Here is a 17,191-nt window from a genome sequence, read left to right as displayed (position 1 = left end):
GCTATGCCTCAGGGGGTGGCCAGACCTGCCCCTGCCAACCTAAGGCCATTGTCTCAGGAAAGCCCCAAAACTTCAAGTCCTGGGCTGTGGATATGGCGCATCTGTGGACTTATGGATAACCCCTTCGGGGTTACCCACAGGGTCCACAGATGCTTGGACAACGCTACGCGTTGACCACATATCCACAGCCCCGGCGACGACTATTTATTCACAGGTATATTTTTTGGGGTCTCTTGTGATCTCAGCTAAAGTATACGAGGGGGTGAAGGTGGTGGTCCTCGACGCGGCTCTGGCATCGGTTGCGATCGGGAAGATACGCGGGGGGCAGATACGAAGGCTGGGGAACCTCCCACTGAGGCGGGTTGATCTAATTATCCTGGCCTTCCTGGTCGAACAGGTATTGATTGCGGCGGGGCTAAAAGGCTGGCCGGCCCTGAGTGAAATAGCCCCGTATCTTTATATCGTAACCTATATCCTTCTTTTTATTGCTGTGTGGTCAAACCGCAGCATGCCTGAGATGCTGGTTATGGGGGCCGGGATCCTGCTGAATTTCATCGTTATCGCGGCAAACGGAGGTAGGATGCCCGTTTCACCCGAGGGTCTTATACGAATCGGCATGGGGGACCAGATATCTCTAATAGAGTCTGGGCGAGCGGTAACTTATTGCCTGGCGGGCCCTGGAGCGCGACTCTCCTTCCTGGGGGATATGGTCGCGATCGGCAGGCCCTACCCTGTTCACCGGATGACCAGCGTTGGAGATATAGTCATAGCAGTCGGGGTCTTTCTTTTGATCCAGAGATGGATGATGCGCCGGGCATAATATAGCGTAGCGGCATAGCGGCACAATAGCATGGTTAGTTCATTAGCTCATCAGCTCGTTCAGCTTGCCAGCTTGCCATGGGGTTGCCCGTCATCTTTTAAAATGGTATAATCAGAAGCGTGGAATTCTGGGATGATCGATGTCAAGATAAGACCAGCAGGTCAAGATAAGACCCGCGGGGTTCTGCTTGACATTTTTTCTGCTGTCTATTCAGTGCTTTTATGATGGGATGCTTGACGTTTTTTTGATGGGAGATAGATTCTCCTGCTGGGAGCTAGATAGGTGGTGAGTGGAGATGTTTGAATTTGTCCGCAACCTCTTTGATTTCAATGAAAAGGAAATTAGGAGGCTCAGGGACAGGGTTCAGGTAATAAATGGTTTTGAATCTGACATTGCTGGTTTGCCAGACGACGCGTTGCGGGCGAAGACTGGTGAATTCAAGGAGAGGCTGGCCAATGGCGCGAGCCTTGATGATATCCTGCCGGAGGCCTTTGCCGTCGTGCGAGAGGCTGCGAAGAGGACGGTTGGGATGCGGCATTTTGATGTCCAGCTAATGGGCGGCATTGTCCTTCATGAGGGCCGGATCGCCGAGATGAAGACAGGCGAAGGCAAGACCCTTGTGGCGACGCTGGCCGCCTATCTGAATGCGCTTCCTGGCAAGGGCGTTCACATTGTCACGGTAAATGACTACCTGGCACGCCGTGACGCCGAGTGGATGGGCAGCATCTACAGGTTCCTCGGCCTGTCAGTCGGTGTTATCGTTCACGGGCTGGACTATGAGGAGCGGCGGGATGCATATAACTCCGATATCACCTATGGGACAAATAATGAGTTTGGCTTCGACTATCTCCGGGACAACATGGTCACGGACATAAGCCAGATAGTCCAGAGGGAGTTAAACTACGCCATCGTCGACGAGGTCGACAGCATACTCATCGACGAGGCCCGAACCCCCCTTATAATCTCAGGCCAGGCCGAGGAGTCGACGGATCTCTATTACCAGTTTGCCAGGCTCGTGCCTAGGCTCAAGCCTGAGCAGGATTACACTGTGGACGAAAAGGCGCACGCGGTGGCCATCACTGAGGAGGGCGTGGCCAAGGTCGAGCAATGGCTCAAGATCGATAATCTGTATGATGACGCCAATGTGGAATTGACCCATCACCTCAACCAGGCACTGCGGGCGCATGCCCTGATGAAGCGCGACAGGGACTATGTTGTCAAGGACGGCCAGGTCATCATCGTAGATGAGTTCACGGGCAGGCTCATGTTTGGCCGCCGCTACAGCGATGGGCTTCACCAGGCCATTGAGGCCAAGGAGAGCGTCAAGGTGGAACACGAGAGCCAGACCCTTGCGTCCATTACATTCCAGAACTACTTCAGGATGTACAAGAAGCTGGCCGGCATGACGGGCACCGCGGCAACGGAGGAGGAAGAGTTTCGCAAGATCTACGGGCTCGATGTGGTGGTTATCCCGACCAACGAGCCGATGATACGAACCGATCACCCTGATGTCGTTTACAAGACTGAGAGGGCAAAATTCAACGCGGTTGTTGAAGAGATCGTCGCATTGCACGCAAAGGGGCAGCCCGTGCTTGTCGGCACGATCTCCATCGAAAAGTCGGAGATACTCAGCGATATGCTCCGGCGTCGAGGGATACCTCACCAGGTCCTGAACGCGAAGCATCATGAGAAGGAGGCCGAGATCATCGCCCAGGCGGGCCGCCTGGGTGCCGTTACGATCGCCACAAATATGGCTGGCCGCGGGACGGACATCATCCTGGGTGGCAACCCCGAGTACCTTGCGAAGCAGAAGCTGCGCGGCATGGGGTACCCCCCTGACGTCATCGCCCTTGCTGCGGAGCGCAGCCCCGTGAGCGACCCTCAGGTGCTGGCCGCGCGGGAGAAATACCAGGAGCTCGTTGCCGAATTCAAGAGGGAAACGAGCGCTGAGCATGAGAAGGTAGTCCAGCTCGGCGGGCTGCATATCCTTGGCACCGAGCGGCACGAGAGCAGGCGGATAGATAACCAGCTGAGAGGACGGTCGGGGCGCCAGGGCGACCCCGGTTCATCGAGGTTTTACGTATCGCTCGAGGATGATTTGATGCGCCTCTTCGGGGGCGAATTCATAACCAACGTTATGAACCGCCTTGGCTGGGATGAAAACCAGCCGATCGAACATCCGAGAATCTCGAAGTCGATCGAGTCGGCCCAGAAGAAGGTCGAGGCCAGGAACTTCGACATTCGTAAGCAGGTCCTGGAATACGACGATGTCATGAACAAGCAGCGCGAAGTCATCTATGACCAGAGGCGGCGCGTCCTGCTGGGCGAGGATCTGAAGCCCGTCGTCATCGACATGATGCGGACTGTTCTAAAGAACATGCTCGATGTATACGCAAATGAGAAGGTGCTTCCCGAGGAATGGGACGTCGCCGGGCTCTGCGAGCGGGTAGCGCAGGTTTTCGCCCTGCCACAGGCGCAGAAGCTGGATGAGGGCTTGCTGGATGGCAAGAAGCGTGATGAGCTGCTCAGCTACCTCGAGGATGTCGTCGTGAAAGCATACGAGGCCCGCGAAGCTGAGATAGGCGCCGAGCAGATGCGTATGCTCGAGCGGCTCGTGATGCTGAGGATAATTGATAATAAGTGGATGGACCACCTGCAGGCCATGGACGACTTGCGGGAGGGTATAGGGCTCCGGGCTTACGGCGAGCGCAACCCGCTCATCGAGTACAAGGTCGAGGCATTTGAGATGTTCAAGTCGATGATAGCGAGCATCCAGGAAGACGTAGTCAGGTGGATGTTCAGGGTTGGCAAGAAGACGGAGGAGGCGCCGCGCGCACGGCGCTATATCCTCACTGGCGGCGGGTGGTCCGGTGCCGCTGCCGGCGCCGGCGCTAGCGGGTTGGGTGCCGCCGGTGGGTCTGGCGGGGGCCAGGTTACGCAGCGCAGGGTGAAGAAGGTCGGGCGCAACGACCCGTGCCCCTGCGGCAGTGGGAAAAAGTATAAGAAGTGCTGCGGAAGGTAAGTACACACTGGCACACTAGGAGATTGCTCGAAAACCCTCACAGCCTTCATATGTTGTAGCCATCCTTAGGAATTGTCCCAATATATTGTGGGATGTAGCCCCTTCGATAGGGTTTTCGAGCATATTCCTAGCAGTCTAGCACTAGGTAAGTATGCACTAGGAAGGGATGATGATTCATGCTTGGGGAGATGAAACAGGAGCTCGAGGGCTTGCAGCAGAGAATCGAAGAGATGAGGGAATATCTTTGAAATAGATGGGAAAAAGGCTGAGCTCGCGCGCCTCGAGGCGGAGATGGGCGGCCCCGGTTTCTGGGATGACCCTGAGTCTGCTCAGAAGGTGCTTCAGAGCGCCAGCTCGCTCAAGGCCTCGGTGGAGACCTGGGAGAAGGTTAACGCACATGCCGAGGACTTGGGCGTCCTGCTCGAGCTGGGCATCGAAGAGGGGGATGAGTCGGTCGGAGAGGAGGTCGAGGAGGGGTTGAAGGACCTCGCCCGCCAGGTGGAGAGGCTCGAGCTATCCACCCTGCTCGGCGGGGAGTATGATGGAAACAACGCCATCCTGGCTATCCATCCTGGCGCCGGCGGCACCGAATCTCAGGACTGGGCCAGCATGTTGCTTCGCATGTACCTAAGGTGGGCCGAGCGGCAGGGCTATAAGACCGAGATAGTGGATTTCCTGCCCGGTGAGGAGGCCGGGGTGAAGAGCGTAACCGTCCTGATCTCGGGGCGAAATGCGTACGGCTACCTCAAAGCGGAGAAAGGGGTCCACAGGCTCGTGCGGATATCCCCGTTTGATGCGAACGCCCGGCGCCATACCTCCTTTGCCTCGGTGGATGTCATGCCCGAAATCGATGACGCTATAGACATCGATATCAAGCCCGAGGACCTCAAGATAGATACGTTCAGGGCGGGGGGGGCCGGCGGCCAGTATGTAAACAAGACTGAGTCCGCCATAAGGATAACGCACATCCCGACGGGGATCGTGGTCCAGTGCCAGAATGAGCGGTCGCAGCACAGCAACCGGCTCATGGCCATGAAGATCCTCCGGGCGAAGCTTTTCGAGCATTACCGCGAGGAGGAGAATAAGAAGCTGGCCGAGCTGCGCGGCGAGCAGCGCGAGATAGCCTGGGGAAGCCAGATACGTTCTTATGTATTTCACCCTTACAATATGGTGAAGGATCACCGGACCGGCGTCGAGGTGGGGAATATCCAGGCGGTAATGGACGGCGAGCTTGAGGTGTTCATCGAGGCGTATCTCAGGAAAAAGAGGCCGTAGGTTTGATAGGTTTTCCCAATAGACTTATCCATAGAGCACTACGACGGACCGGAACCTGATACGGTGAAGCTGCAAAGAAACTTGGCAGGCCTGCCCCCGCTCTACCAAGAAATTTGGCAGATTAACTCCTGGGTGCGGCAAAACTGCCAAGTTTCTTTGCACCTTTATGCGCGACCTGCCAAGGATATTGGCACTTTCACCTTTGACCGGGGCAAACTGCCAAGAATATTGGCAGGATGAGCGAGTAGCTGCCCAGAATCTTGGCATTTTCATGTGCAGCCTGCCAAGAAAGTTGCCACCTTCACCTCTTTGCTGGGACACCCTGCCAAGAATCTTGGCAGAGTGGATGAATGACTGCCCATAAACTTGGCACCCCTGCGCGCAGCCTGCCAAGAAAGTTGGCAGTGCGCATGTTTAGAGAGATCACGACTGAGATTCTCTACATTGCTACTCTTCTAGGTTAATACGTGACGTAGATCACGGGTTCTCAATTAATCGTTCCATATGTCATCATTGAAGGCCAACGTGTGACATATATCACTGGTTCCCTCCCTCAAAGGGAATGCTGATGCACATCACTAGTCATGCCTAACCCGTTCCCCACGTCACGCGTAGGGCCCGAACGCTGATGTACATCACTCTTCTCGCCTAACTAGTGACGTACGTCACTCTATCTCGCCCTACCGGTGACGTAGGTCACTATTCCTCCCCCACCCGTGATGTACGTCATTCATCTCGCATCATCCGTTTTGTACATCACTGGTTCCTTCTTGGGTTATGATAACTTCCATATTATTACCAGAGGCTGGACGTGCTACACCTTGTAGCATATCTGAGGAAAACATGCTACACTACGCAGCAGGTGGCATTTCTGGTTTCAATCCACGCGCCCGCGTGGGGCGCGACCCTTGAGCCAGTCTAAAACTCCCGCGTTAAACGTGTCGCATCCTCAAATTGATCTGGGACGGCGGCCCGATGTCAAGAAGCGAGCTCTCAAAGCTGATGGGTGTGAGCCGCTCTACCGCCAGCGGCATCGTGAATGAGTTGGTCGAGGAGGGGCTGCTCAAGGAGGCCGGCAACGGTTCTTCCACCAAGCGAGGGGGCAAGCCCCCGGTGCTCGTTCAGTTCGATCCGTCCAATTCGTATGTGATAGGTGTGTTCGTTGAGGTGGAACACACGCATATGGCGGTGACCGATTGTGAAGCGAGGGTGCTTAAGAATATAACGTTTGAGACCCAGCCCCGTTCGGGCCCGGAGAGTTTTGTCGAGAGGCTGCGGGAACTAGTGGAGGGTTCACTGGACGATCTGAAGATCAGGCGATCGAAGATTCTCGGGATAGGCATCGCCGTTCCGGGGCTCGCCGATTTCAACAAGGGACTGGTCCAGTTCTGTCCCAAGCTGGACGGGTGGAAAGAGCTTCCGCTCGCTCGGATGGTCAGTGATGAACTGGGGATCCCCGCTTATGTGGAGAATGATACCAGGGCCAAACTGGTCGGTGAGCGACTCTTCGGGTCGTGCAAGAGCGACAGGAATGTGATAATGCTAGATATTATAGAGGGTATAGGTGCCGCTGCCATACTCAACAACGAGCTCTACAGGGGCTCCAGCAACAGCTCTGTTCTCGCCGGTCACGTTCCGGTTATGGCGGACGGACCCCGCTGTTCCTGCGGGAAGAGAGGCTGCTTGGAGGCGGTTGCGTCGAATGCGGCGATTATTGAACGGGTGAAGAATAGTGTTGTGGAGGGGGATTGGGGGAGAAAGAGGGAGGAAGACTGGCTGACGAACCATGTGCGTGAGCGGTTGGGCGGGGATGTTGCGGGGTTGACTATAGATGAGGTTGTGGAGGCTTTCCGGGAAGGTAGCACTCTGGCGAGGGAGGTAGTACTGGACGTTGGGGAGTATGTCGGGCTTGCAGTTGCAGCGCTGATCAGCTATTTCGACCCTGATAAGGTAATCCTTTCTGGGAAGATCTTCGGGGTGGGGGAGCCGTTGTTGGAGGTTATAAATTAGGATGATGGAAGAGAATGTGTTGATGCTCCCCATCCGCCCGGTGAGCATAGAGACATCGTCGCTGGGCGAGGATGCAGGGATAGTGGGGACCGTGAGTCTTGTTCTGCAGGAGATGTTTGAAGTTAAGGGTTAGTGGGGACCTTAGGTTATTGACATGCATCAAATGCACCCGTAGCCGGCGAGCAGGTAGGACTCTTCTGGTCTTCTGAACTCTGGATCTCCAGTTACTGCGTCAGCTGCAACCTCGCGGCTGCAAACGCATGGCTCGGGGTCAATGTGGGTCGCTGCTCCTTCATCGTAGAGACTTTCACTCCTACATCTCGCCGGTCTTAATCGGCGCACCGGAAGTTGGGCGAAAAGCAGTGGAAGATACCTTGATGAAAGTCTCGCAATAATTTCTCCATTGAGTTGTGCAGGATTCGGCTTGATGGGGAGGACGACTTGAGGGTCCCGGGCGGTGGGCAGGCACCAGGCTATATACCCTCTCCCACCGTCTGTGAGGTAGCGTTCGACTGCACAGGACTCAAGCCAAAGATGTCCGAGGTGACGGCGAATGTATTCCGCAGCATCACCAAACTCGGCTGGACCCTTGCTTCTATGAAAGCGGGAGGCCTCATATCACCCTAGGGTTGCCGGGGTTATGTTTCAAAGGCTAAACAGGGAACAGGCTATGGCTTTTCCGGTCGACGTTTTGAAATTCTTTTCAACGATACTCTTTAAACTCTTTCTGTCTCTATCCAGCCCTTCACCCTTTATGTTCACTAATAGGTCAGCCTCCCATAATATCTGGAAATCTAGGCCATCTACCCTGGATGCAGTATGGTGATGGCCTACAATGTAACACACACGATCTATGACACCAGGTGGTCGCTTTAATTTTTCCATGATAGCTTTAGCTATAGGCGGACCTTCTTTCTCTTGATACGGCCCGGCCGATGAGCCGTACTTGCGTTCAGCTTCCTTTATACCTATGTCATGGAGAACGGCCGCATCGGTTATAATATTATGCATATCTTCACTCACGTCTTCCCCAGCCATTATGTCCTCAGCATATCCCAAAACTTTCAGCGCATGATCGACCCGCCTTATATCGTTCCCGAATACCTCCTTCATTTCCCCTATGATTTCTTCTTTTGCCACGGATTACTGCCCCCCTTTCGCCCCCAATTTACCCCCAATTCTCCTTGATGAGCTCTATGGTTCGCCTCACCCCTGCGAGCTGGTCGCCCTTCCCTTCGAATTCAACTGAAAGATACCCATCAAAGCCCGCACCCTTCAGGATGGAAATGCACCTTGCAAAGTCAAACTGGGGCACCCGGCCCTTCTCATCGAAGTCATATGTCTTGGCATGAGCCATGACCGCATACCTGGCCATTGCCTCGAGCCCCCGGTACCTCACCTCGGGCGCAAAATTCCCGAAGTCAGGACAGGCCCTGAAGTTCTTATGACCGACCCCCTCGAACAACCTAACTATATTATCAGGATCCGCTGATATCCCGCCATGGTTTTCGAGAAGCACCATCACCCCGATCTCCTCGCCGTATTCTACAAGCCTGCGATACGAATTCATGGTTATGGAGAGGTCGACGACCCCGGACCCCTGGCTCCCATCCTGGCTCCCAGTATTAATCCTGACGCTTGGGCACCCGATATATGCCGCAACATCCATCCATCCCTTCATAACCTCCAGGTCGTGGTTGCGCTTACGCTCGTCTGGCTGAGATATATTCCCCGTGTCTACAGGCATGTTTATTACTATCGCACCGGCTTTCCTCAGGCCGTCAACTATCTCATCCAGGTATCTTGCATCCTGAGCCTGGAAGTGCATCTGGCAGAGCTCGACTGCGTCCACGCCGTAACGTTCCTTCACAAAGCCGGGAAAGTCCTTAAGAAGAAAATCCTTGTTCACATGATCGCGCAAACTCCATGTGGATACGGCAACCTTCATCCTTAACGCCTCCTGTCTTAGGCTTTCTGTTGAATTTCGATCTACCCGCCCTGCCCGGCCGGAGCCTACCTGGCCGGAGCCCCCGCCCGCTTCTTGAATCCCACCCGCACCAGCCAGGCGAGACATCTTCTAGGAACGGACGCCAGCTCGAACGGCCGTGATTGGGGAGCAACTTCGCATAGCAGTTGCGGACAGGTACCTATCCCATGGGGACATAGATACTATCTTCCAGGTCCACAACGACATATTTCTTGCCTTTTTGGATTATCGTATGTCCCTCCTGCTTCAACAACTTCCTTTGAGCTTCTACGCCACCGGGATATTTTTCATTTACCACCCCGCCTGCTTTTAATGTCCGCCAGTAGGGAGTAATATCCTTCTTCCCTTCCGCTGCCATTTCCTCTGCTGCATGAGCCGCAACCCAAGCAAAAATCCCGGTGGTCAGCGGGCAAGCCATTGTAGCACCATGTTTTTGGGCGAGTATTGTACGAATCTGATCTATTGTAATCACCTTGCCCTCAGGGACCTTTCTCATGATCTCATCCACTTCTATCGGGGCTGGAATGACAACTGTACCTGTCCCCCACCTCTTACTCATCTTGTCAGTGATCTCTTCAACCTTCGGCAGTCCCTTGCTATCTGCTAACTTTTCTTGCCACGATTTACGAGCTTTAGATTTACCGCTCATCCATTTTTGCCTCCTTTTATCTCCTTCCAGCTTTTTCTTTATGCCTGGACGCCACCAATGCAGGAAAGCCATCACCATATCGTCAACTCTCAAACAGACCCCCCTCTATTTTTTCGCCACATTCCGAACTCTTCCTTCTCAACTAAGCGGGAACCCAGCAAATCAGACGTCAAAGCGCGGTTGATGGGTTGGAAGAGAACTTCGCCACAAACTATCTTACCCACTCAAATCCATTAAACCCCGACCATTGACCATTATTCGCTTCGGGGCATAGATATGAATAACCCTCGACCATCCAGCGCAAGGTCCGAATATGGAATCGCCATCTTTTGCGACAAAAGAAATGAAGGAAATCCCCGGGTCGAATCGAAATCCTAAATGGGTTAGTCGAGAATTGACCGCATTTTTCGTGGTGAGACGACGATTAGTTACTGCAGTTTAGCCCGATAACGGGCTTACGATGGAGGTAATACAACCGGCATAGATTATGGATAGAAGGGGTTAGACATTTATGATGATAACAGAATATGAGGCATTTTCTAGACGATAACGGTATGCCAGCACCTGGCCCACCCGGTAGATTAGCTTGTTATCTCGGTAGAATCATTGTGTCCACGCTCACGTGTCCTCCTGGGGAGCTCATAGAAACCGATGTCCGGTGTCGTCGACACGACCAGGGCGCAAACCCTGCCCGGGACATATCCGAGCTATGAGAGCCGCTGATACAGGCGAGATCGAGTGGATCTGCCCAGAATACGGGGATCATGTTGGGACGGGGCCACAGTTTCGGCGGTGGAGGTGTACGATATCATGGGCTCTTGCGCTATAATATAGCTATAATATACTCTGACATCTGCCTTCATACTCGAAAGGATGAATCCGGGTGAGCCAGCTCGCATATCCCATGTTCCTGGCTATCTTGGCCGCGGCATTGTTCGGGGTAAGCTCTCCTCTCGCCAAGTTGCTATTAGGGAATATTGAGCCTATTCTGCTTGCAGCCTTTTTGTACTTGGGGAGCGGTTTTGGCCTGTTATTTATCAGGAGCTTCCATCTATTTTCCATATCCAACGAAGCACGAGTAGGACGAAATGATCTACCCTGGCTGGCAGGATCAATACTCACCGGGGGCGTCGCGGCCCCTATCATCCTATTCTTCAGCTTGCGCCACACCCCGGCTGCCACCGCGTCGCTCTTACTCAATTTCGAAGGAGTGGCCACCGCCCTCGTCGCCGGGCTAGCGTTTAAAGAGGCCATAGGGAAGCGTATCTGGCTTGCCATCGGCACGATAACAGGAGCAAGCGCTCTATTATCATTGAATATAGGCGGCCAATGGGGGCTTTCACTCGGTGCCGTAGGAGTGCTCTGCGCGTGCCTTCTATGGGGAATTGACAACAATTTCACTCGTAACATCTCCGGGAAGGATCCACTCACCATAACCATGATCAAGGGTTTGGGAGCCGGTGCCTTTTCCCTGGTCCTGGCATTCGTCCTACATAATCCTTTTCCCGGCATGCTAACTGTTTTCAAGGCCATGCTCCTGGGCAGCGTGAGCTATGGGGCAAGCATCGTTCTATTTATTCTTGCCATGCGTAACCTTGGCGCTGCGCGAACAAGTACCCTTTTCGGCACTGCGCCATTTGTCGGGGCGGTTCTTTCCTTCCTGCTTTTCCGTGAATCTCCCGGCGCGTTATTTGCTGTTTCAGCACCGATGATGATTGTCGGGGCGATGCTTCTTCTCGGTGAAGGGCATAGCCATATCCATAAGCACCCATTTTTGCAACATGAGCACCGCCACCGTCACGATGACGAACATCACATCCATTATCATATTAGCGGGGAAATCCCACCAAATGATTATCACTCGCATCTACATACCCATGAAGCCATCGAACACTGCCATCCTCACGCGCCTGACATTCATCACCGACACAGCCATAGAAAGGCCAAAGCTATGCTTTCCCCCAATGCGTCCGTCGGAAGATAATGCTCGATGGCGGCGACATAGCCTTGCAGGTTTAGACCTTCCATGACGTCATGAACCAGCGCTGTAATAAGCAAGTCCACAGGATAGCCAAATTGCGCCAGGATAGCAGCAACCCCTACCGGATGGAGTAATGTATGGCACAGATGATCCTTTGCGAACCTGTCCTCTATGAGCCGCTGCCGCGACATGGAGATATTTTGAGCCTGCTTGCGATAGTTCTTATCTTCATCAGGTTGTACAAATCAAGTACCCAAATGGGTACGCTGAGAGTTTCCAAGACGATGCCCCTGCGTTTTCCTGTAGTGCCTTCTTGCCTTAGCCCGGTTTCCGCAATCCTCCATCGAGCACCATTTCCGGGTCCTGTTCTTGCTTGTGTCGAGAAAAAGCCACCCACAACCGTCTCCTGCACATTCTCGCACCCGATTGAGATCTCCTGATGTCAGGAGCTCGGCGGCTGACCATACAACAGGCCAGAGCATCCGGTCTAATTCCCCTTCGCCGTTCCACCCCAGGGTAAAGCTGTTACCTAAAGAAACGACCTGCAAGTGAACTAAGGCTTTGTTAAGAATGGTATTCACGATGGCAATATCCTCAACATTCACCTCCCTTTTCGAGGCAATAGCTGAGAATATCCGGTAGAGCGCTTCCCTTAGGCTAATCGCCCTCTCCAGGACTGAGGCAGCCTCTTCTGGTTGGCGTGTAGCTGCATGATTGAGATCCTGGGCTTGCGCCTCTGTCAATATACCAGCGTGGCGGCTCCACGCTACAAGGTCAGAATAGCTGGTCAACCATTCTCTAGGATGGTCGCTTGCATGCCAGTCCACGGTATTTGCGAAATCCAGGCAAAGCCTGCCTCCCAACAAGTCAAGGTTGCCAGCCCAGGTGGTCGAATCGTCCATAATCCTAATCTCCTCTTAACTATATAACCTATTAAAGTCACTTGACAGGTTAGATTTTGTCGTGTTATTATCTAACTGACATTTATATTATAGCCGGTTATAATCCAGGTGTCGAGGGGGGCTATATTATGGAGCTCGTGATCAGAAACCTGATAATCAGGGTACAGATCGAGAGACTCGCCAGGAAGGAAGACCCCAATCATGCCGAGCGTCTTTATCGTCAGGCGGAAGCAGAGCGTTATTTCAACAAGGTGAGAGAAGAAGCCCTGCAGAAGGTGCTATTTCTAGGGTTGAAACCGTGGCGGTAGGTTCGGTAGATTCTTCCCGCCAATTATTGCTCTCACTTATCAGAGTTAGACCGGCGACCGAGGGTGTTAATTAGAACCAATCTGCCGTTGTACAGTAACGAGTCACAAAAAAGGCGCGGAGACCCTTCTGCCATAAAACTTCGCGGCCATTGCACCTTGAAAAATGATTGTTACTACATCTCCTTCTTGGCAGGTTTCATAGCATAGAACCTGGGTGGGAGCTTTAGTTTCAGCTTTTCCAAGAGGCCCTTTACCTCCGCCTGGAGTGGATTTGTCTGCCAGACCTCGCCTGATGAAGCCCGGTGGATGCCTATCTTAAGAGTCGCAAGGCTCTTCTTCATCTGCCGCCATGTCTTACCGGTCTCGTCCTCGGCTACCCGGATCAACAGCATGGCTAGCCAGCAGAGGAGAACGTGCGCCCTTATGCGGTCGGGCAGCCGGTGATATACCGGGCGGATGTCCACGAGGTGCTTCAAGTCGCGGAAAACCCGCTCGATCTCGGAAAGCTGCTTATATCCAAGGACTACGTCTTCCACTGAGAGCCAGTCGTCCGAGGTGGAAAGCAGGTATTTCCCGTCCAGGTGCTCTTCAGCCTTAATCTTTTCTCTATTCAACTGAAGTTCGCCGGTGGGGGTTTGCTGAACATACCGACCATATGTATCGTGACTTCGCAGTTCACACGCAGCTTTCTGGTGAGGCTCGCCGGAGGTCTGCTTAAGTTCAGCCAGGCGTTTCTTCACCTCAGCTACGATGTCTTCACGCTTTTCCTTGTCACGCTCGGCCTCCTCGGGGTTCTTGACTACCACAAACCGGCGCCTCGCTTCGCTATCTTTGCCAACGATCACTTCCTTGCATAAAAGCCCATTTGGGAGCGTCCGGTACTTCCCGCCTCGGGTCAATGCCTCAGCCGGCATCCCTTTAGAGCCAAGGCGCATTTTCTCGCCGATTATGTAGTGACCACCAGCTCCCTGCAGAGTGCGGCGGTTATCTTCCGAGTTGAATCCCGTATCCTGGACCATCACCACCCGGCCCAGATGCCAATCATTCAGATCGCGCTTGACCTGCTCAACCACGTCCTGATCCGGGGTGTCCCCCGGCCAAACCCAGCAGCGTACCGGGATACCGGAACGGGTCACGGCGAAGGCGATAACTACTTGGGCCAGATCGTCCCGACTGTCCTTGCCATGTCCCCACTTGCGCAAGCCTTCGTCTCCATCCTCGCCTTCAATCTCGAAGTAGGTGGTGGTCGTGTCCAGGAAGATGAGGTCGACTTCCAGGTTGAAGAGGTTGGCAACGGAAAAGAAGACTTCCTTTTGGATCTCCGGCGCGGCTTCTAGCAGGAAGTCCATGGCTCGATAAAGCTGATGGACCTCGGCCTCTGGCAGTCCGTCTATCAAAACTTCCTGGGCTGTCCAGTCCTCGATGCTCAACTTGCTCCCGGGATTTAACGCCCGGTTGGCTACCATGGCGAAGATCGACCGCTCCACGGGAGTCCGATAGTCCCTATTAGCGAGGAGCCTTTTGAGGACAGTGTCGATGCGAAGCCTCTTCCACATACCGTCTAGGAGCCAGGGGCCGCCGAATTGGCGGGAGCCGAGGAACTCGAAGCCGTAGTCCTCGCCAAGCTGTTTATGGATCTCGGCTGCTTCGTCCGGCCCCAGAAGCTTGGAAAGGCTTTTTATGAGGCGCCTTACGGCTTCAAGGTCGAGATGGTCGGCACGCCCGAAGTTGAACAGGACCTGGGTCTTGGAGATCCCGGTTGCCGGGTCCCGGTGGTTGTGGGCGAGCTGGACGTATTCCAGCGGGCCATTTTTGGTTTTTGCAGTGACAGTTCGGATATACATTGTAGCTATATTATATAGCTAACTGCCTCATCTAGTCAAGAAAGAATCCTATATTATTTGTTACTACAAGTTTTCGTTTTACCTACGATACGTGATCCCGAAAAGCCTTGTCACGCTTGATCCAGGTTTTGCGAATAGGGCGTTTTGTGAGGGTTTACTGTTCAACGGCAGATGGGCTTCAGTGACCCCCACTATTTCTCTAAGGTCTTCAAACGCTACACCGGCTTTAGCCCAAGCGAATTGGGTCCGCGATTTTGAGGTGTTTACCAGTATCTGGACTTTTGATATAACCTTCCAGATCTTTACCATCCGTCAATTATACCCCAGTGCACCATTGAAGCCTTCTCAAAACATAAAATATTATTATCGATTTACAATAATTACCAGAGGTACTCCCTCCTTTATGTCGAATGTCCTGATATAAAACACTTTGGGCGCTATTGCTTAGGCGGAAGATATACTCATATGACTGAAACTACCACTAATTCCACAATAACTCTTAGATTTGCAACCCGCGACGATAACCGGGTCGCCAAGGCCATTTATGACCGCGAGGAGATCGATTCCCTCCATACCCTAGATTCAGCCGGCCTCCTCGATGGCCTCCTTGTCTTCATGAATCACATCGGCTTCATGGATGCTTTGAAAAGATTCAACATCGTGTCATATAAGCGCATGATCCTTCCCCTGGTGCAGTTTACCCTGACTTACATGACCAAAATCCTCCTCGACATCCCTTCCATGAACGCCATGCCGGAGATGCTTTTCGCCAATTGCGCTACCCTGAAAATAATCTTACAGAGGTCATTTTCATTCTCTGGTGGTGCCGCTTATGCGGCATGGGGGGTCTACCCTGAAAATAGCTCCACCCGCATCAGGGGATTTTCCTTTACCTGATGGTTCTGCGTAGCGGCATGGGCGTCTGCCATGGAACTACTCGGATTTAATGCCCAGGTGCTTAAGGATGGTATCTGTAATCGAGGTCATCATAGCCGCGCCCAGGGCAAAGAGAAACCGACCCCATTTTCCCCGCAGACCCTGGCAAATGTCATGGAGAGGTTTTCTATCGAGAAAGCTGAAGCGCTTCTTAATATCCTTATCTCCCTAATCGCGAGAAGTGCGCTCCTGGATGAGGAGCTCTACACGATAATCGACGCAACCGACCTCATAGTCCCTGATAGCTTTCCCAAGGACGACTGCGGCACGGTCATCCGAAAACAAAAGGTCGTAGACAAGCACGGTAAAATCCAGGAGGTCGAGGTCGTTGTCCATGGCTTTAAGCTCATAATGGTGCTTTGGCAAAAAGGCCGTATCCCCCCTTGCGGCGAAGATAGTTAAGATAAACGAGCACGAGGTGAACTACACCCTCGAACTCGTCCGTAAGGCCCAGGAAAACATCGGGTCCTACGCGAAGATAACCCGTCTTTTCTTCGATAAGGGGTTCTTAGATGGTCCAACGCTATATGAACTGGATAAGATGCGCATCACCTTCGTCACCCCAGCTAAAGACAATATGCGTGTGACATGTGACGCAAGATCCATTGCCTCATCTGGTGAGGGGCATGTCGCAAGCCGCACAACTGAAGTCTCCCACGGCTATGGCAGCGCCAAGACTACCGAACGCCTCCTTACCGAGCTTGTAGGGATAGAAGGTCTCTGTACTTACGATCAGTATTGCCCTCAAGAAGAGGTAAACCATATATTCCGAAAAGACCATATTCCTCAGCCTATAGACGTCGTGGTGGTGAGGAAGTGGGATAGCAAAGATTCTGGTCCCGCAGGCAAGACTGTCTTTCTCACCAATGGGCCGGTTGATGATCCATTTGTTGCCTTTGACGGTTACGATGAGAGGAGCAACATAGAAAACCTCCTCCACCACGAGGGCAAACAGGCATTTGGGCTTGGCATCATCCCTAAGAAATTCCTCAATGCTGTATATAACCATATCTACATGGTCCTTGCCACGTTCGCTCCCGTACAGGCGTATAGGGCGTATCAGGCCTTGATGCCGAGCTCTGGCCTACTCAAGAAGGCCTGGATGGATCATCTAAGCCTCTTGCCTCCACAAGGAATGGTAGCCGGAAGGAATCTGATCCCTTTCAGGAAGTAGGTATGGCACGCTGGCGCCGCCAGCTTGCCAGCGCCAATATGGACAAGATTATCGTCTTTTATCAAGGTTCATATGGCATTTTGGATGTTACGGAACTCGGGATCCTATCAGGGATGAGGCTTAAGGGACCCCAGGAAGATCACGACTTCGTGGCGTGTATCCTGGAGCGTTACGGAATCGACCCTTCTCCATGAGCCTATGAAGTGCCGGGTTCCAGCAAAGAGACTTCTTATACGAGCGCCGGTACCAATACGGCGCTATCGGTGCGTACCGTCTTGGTAGC

At 53.2% G+C, this 17,191-nt stretch carries 17 protein-coding genes; 12 read left to right on the top strand and 5 right to left on the bottom strand.

The features are described from left to right. Positions 1-235: 235 nt before the first annotated feature. The 5 genes from HPY71_08950 (at position 236) to HPY71_08930 (ending at position 7,754) form a co-directional block, all read left to right on the top strand. Positions 236-820 (top strand): DUF5317 domain-containing protein, encoded by a 585-nt coding sequence (locus HPY71_08950; protein NPV53639.1) that lies wholly within the window; start codon positions 236-238, stop codon positions 818-820. A gap of 295 nt (positions 821-1,115) precedes the next feature. Beyond that, on the top strand, positions 1,116-3,842 hold the full coding sequence (secA, locus tag HPY71_08945; GenBank protein ID NPV53638.1) for a preprotein translocase subunit SecA: 2,727 nt from the start codon (positions 1,116-1,118) through the stop codon (positions 3,840-3,842). A gap of 176 nt (positions 3,843-4,018) precedes the next feature. Continuing rightward, a protein-coding gene (gene prfB / locus HPY71_08940) for a peptide chain release factor 2 (GenBank protein NPV53637.1) occupies positions 4,019-5,117 on the top strand; the annotation gives its coding sequence in 2 pieces (ribosomal slippage) (positions 4,019-4,087 and positions 4,089-5,117; 1,098 coding nt in all). A 975-nt stretch (positions 5,118-6,092) separates the two neighbouring features. Further along, positions 6,093-7,127, top strand: a complete 1,035-nt coding sequence (locus HPY71_08935) for an ROK family transcriptional regulator (protein ID NPV53636.1) — start codon at positions 6,093-6,095, stop codon at positions 7,125-7,127. A gap of 408 nt (positions 7,128-7,535) precedes the next feature. Beyond that, complete coding sequence (locus HPY71_08930) at positions 7,536-7,754, top strand: hypothetical protein (GenBank protein NPV53635.1); 219 nt, start codon at positions 7,536-7,538, stop codon at positions 7,752-7,754. A gap of 18 nt (positions 7,755-7,772) precedes the next feature. Here the strand turns inward: HPY71_08930 and HPY71_08925 are convergent, their stop codons facing one another. The 3 genes from HPY71_08925 to HPY71_08915 all read right to left on the bottom strand — a co-directional run bounded on the left by HPY71_08925 (position 7,773) and on the right by HPY71_08915 (position 9,763). Next, a complete protein-coding gene (locus HPY71_08925; GenBank protein ID NPV53634.1) occupies positions 7,773-8,267 on the bottom strand; it encodes a phosphohydrolase in 495 nt (164 codons plus the stop codon). A 28-nt stretch (positions 8,268-8,295) separates the two neighbouring features. Further along, positions 8,296-9,075: a sugar phosphate isomerase/epimerase gene (locus tag HPY71_08920; protein NPV53633.1), complete on the bottom strand. Its 780-nt coding sequence runs from the start codon at positions 9,073-9,075 to the stop codon at positions 8,296-8,298. A gap of 199 nt (positions 9,076-9,274) precedes the next feature. Further along, on the bottom strand, positions 9,275-9,763 hold the full coding sequence (locus tag HPY71_08915) for a hypothetical protein (protein ID NPV53632.1): 489 nt from the start codon (positions 9,761-9,763) through the stop codon (positions 9,275-9,277). A 904-nt stretch (positions 9,764-10,667) separates the two neighbouring features. On the opposite strand from HPY71_08915, the gene HPY71_08910 reads away from it, so the two are divergent. Beyond that, positions 10,668-11,747 (top strand): DMT family transporter, encoded by a 1,080-nt coding sequence (locus HPY71_08910; protein NPV53631.1) that lies wholly within the window; start codon positions 10,668-10,670, stop codon positions 11,745-11,747. Between the two features lie 242 nt (positions 11,748-11,989). Here the strand turns inward: HPY71_08910 and HPY71_08905 are convergent, their stop codons facing one another. Further along, entirely contained in the window at positions 11,990-12,646 is a 657-nt protein-coding gene (locus HPY71_08905) for a hypothetical protein (GenBank protein NPV53630.1), read from the bottom strand. 128 nt (positions 12,647-12,774) lie between these two features. Between HPY71_08905 and HPY71_08900 the strand changes: the two genes are divergently transcribed. After that, entirely contained in the window at positions 12,775-12,954 is a 180-nt protein-coding gene (locus tag HPY71_08900; protein NPV53629.1) for a hypothetical protein, read from the top strand. Between the two features lie 173 nt (positions 12,955-13,127). On the opposite strand, the gene HPY71_08895 is transcribed toward HPY71_08900, so the two are convergent. Continuing rightward, complete coding sequence (locus HPY71_08895) at positions 13,128-14,798, bottom strand: IS1634 family transposase (protein ID NPV53628.1); 1,671 nt, start codon at positions 14,796-14,798, stop codon at positions 13,128-13,130. 171 nt (positions 14,799-14,969) lie between these two features. Here HPY71_08895 and HPY71_08890 point away from each other — a divergent pair, with 171 nt between their 5' ends. From HPY71_08890 to HPY71_08870, 5 genes are all read left to right on the top strand, one after another. Beyond that, a complete protein-coding gene (locus tag HPY71_08890; GenBank protein NPV53627.1) occupies positions 14,970-15,056 on the top strand; it encodes an AraC family transcriptional regulator in 87 nt (28 codons plus the stop codon). A gap of 207 nt (positions 15,057-15,263) precedes the next feature. Then, positions 15,264-15,695, top strand: a complete 432-nt coding sequence (locus tag HPY71_08885) for a hypothetical protein (protein NPV53626.1) — start codon at positions 15,264-15,266, stop codon at positions 15,693-15,695. A 30-nt stretch (positions 15,696-15,725) separates the two neighbouring features. Beyond that, the gene (locus tag HPY71_08880; protein NPV53625.1) at positions 15,726-16,136 is read left to right on the top strand and encodes a hypothetical protein; all 411 of its coding nucleotides are present in this window, start codon (positions 15,726-15,728) and stop codon (positions 16,134-16,136) included. Between the two features lie 16 nt (positions 16,137-16,152). Then, complete coding sequence (locus tag HPY71_08875) at positions 16,153-16,908, top strand: transposase (protein ID NPV53624.1); 756 nt, start codon at positions 16,153-16,155, stop codon at positions 16,906-16,908. Positions 16,909-16,910: 2 nt separating this feature from the next. Further along, positions 16,911-17,102: a hypothetical protein gene (locus HPY71_08870; GenBank protein NPV53623.1), complete on the top strand. Its 192-nt coding sequence runs from the start codon at positions 16,911-16,913 to the stop codon at positions 17,100-17,102. Positions 17,103-17,191: the final 89 nt, after the last annotated feature.

The sequence above is a fragment of the Bacillota bacterium genome, from assembly GCA_013178125.1.
In the GTDB taxonomy this organism is placed as follows: Bacteria; Bacillota; SHA-98; order Ch115; family JABLXJ01; genus JABLXL01.
This window is presented reverse-complemented; position numbering and strand designations above follow the sequence as displayed.

Bases quoted from the DNA above. Each gene is read 5' to 3' on its own strand.
- secA (NPV53638.1), top strand. From the start codon at position 1,116: ATGTTTGAATTTGTCCGCAACCTCTTTGATTTCAATGAAAAGGAAATT.
- HPY71_08935 (NPV53636.1), top strand. From the start codon at position 6,093: ATGTCAAGAAGCGAGCTCTCAAAGCTGATGGGTGTGAGCCGCTCTACC.
- HPY71_08920 (NPV53633.1), bottom strand. From the start codon at position 9,075: ATGAAGGTTGCCGTATCCACATGGAGTTTGCGCGATCATGTGAACAAG.
- HPY71_08915 (NPV53632.1), bottom strand. From the start codon at position 9,763: ATGAGCGGTAAATCTAAAGCTCGTAAATCGTGGCAAGAAAAGTTAGCA.
- HPY71_08910 (NPV53631.1), top strand. From the start codon at position 10,668: ATGTTCCTGGCTATCTTGGCCGCGGCATTGTTCGGGGTAAGCTCTCCT.
- HPY71_08905 (NPV53630.1), bottom strand. From the start codon at position 12,646: ATGGACGATTCGACCACCTGGGCTGGCAACCTTGACTTGTTGGGAGGC.
- HPY71_08900 (NPV53629.1), top strand. From the start codon at position 12,775: ATGGAGCTCGTGATCAGAAACCTGATAATCAGGGTACAGATCGAGAGA.
- HPY71_08895 (NPV53628.1), bottom strand. From the start codon at position 14,798: ATGTATATCCGAACTGTCACTGCAAAAACCAAAAATGGCCCGCTGGAA.
- HPY71_08890 (NPV53627.1), top strand. From the start codon at position 14,970: ATGGGCTTCAGTGACCCCCACTATTTCTCTAAGGTCTTCAAACGCTAC.
- HPY71_08885 (NPV53626.1), top strand. From the start codon at position 15,264: ATGACTGAAACTACCACTAATTCCACAATAACTCTTAGATTTGCAACC.
- HPY71_08880 (NPV53625.1), top strand. From the start codon at position 15,726: ATGGAACTACTCGGATTTAATGCCCAGGTGCTTAAGGATGGTATCTGT.
- HPY71_08870 (NPV53623.1), top strand. From the start codon at position 16,911: ATGGCACGCTGGCGCCGCCAGCTTGCCAGCGCCAATATGGACAAGATT.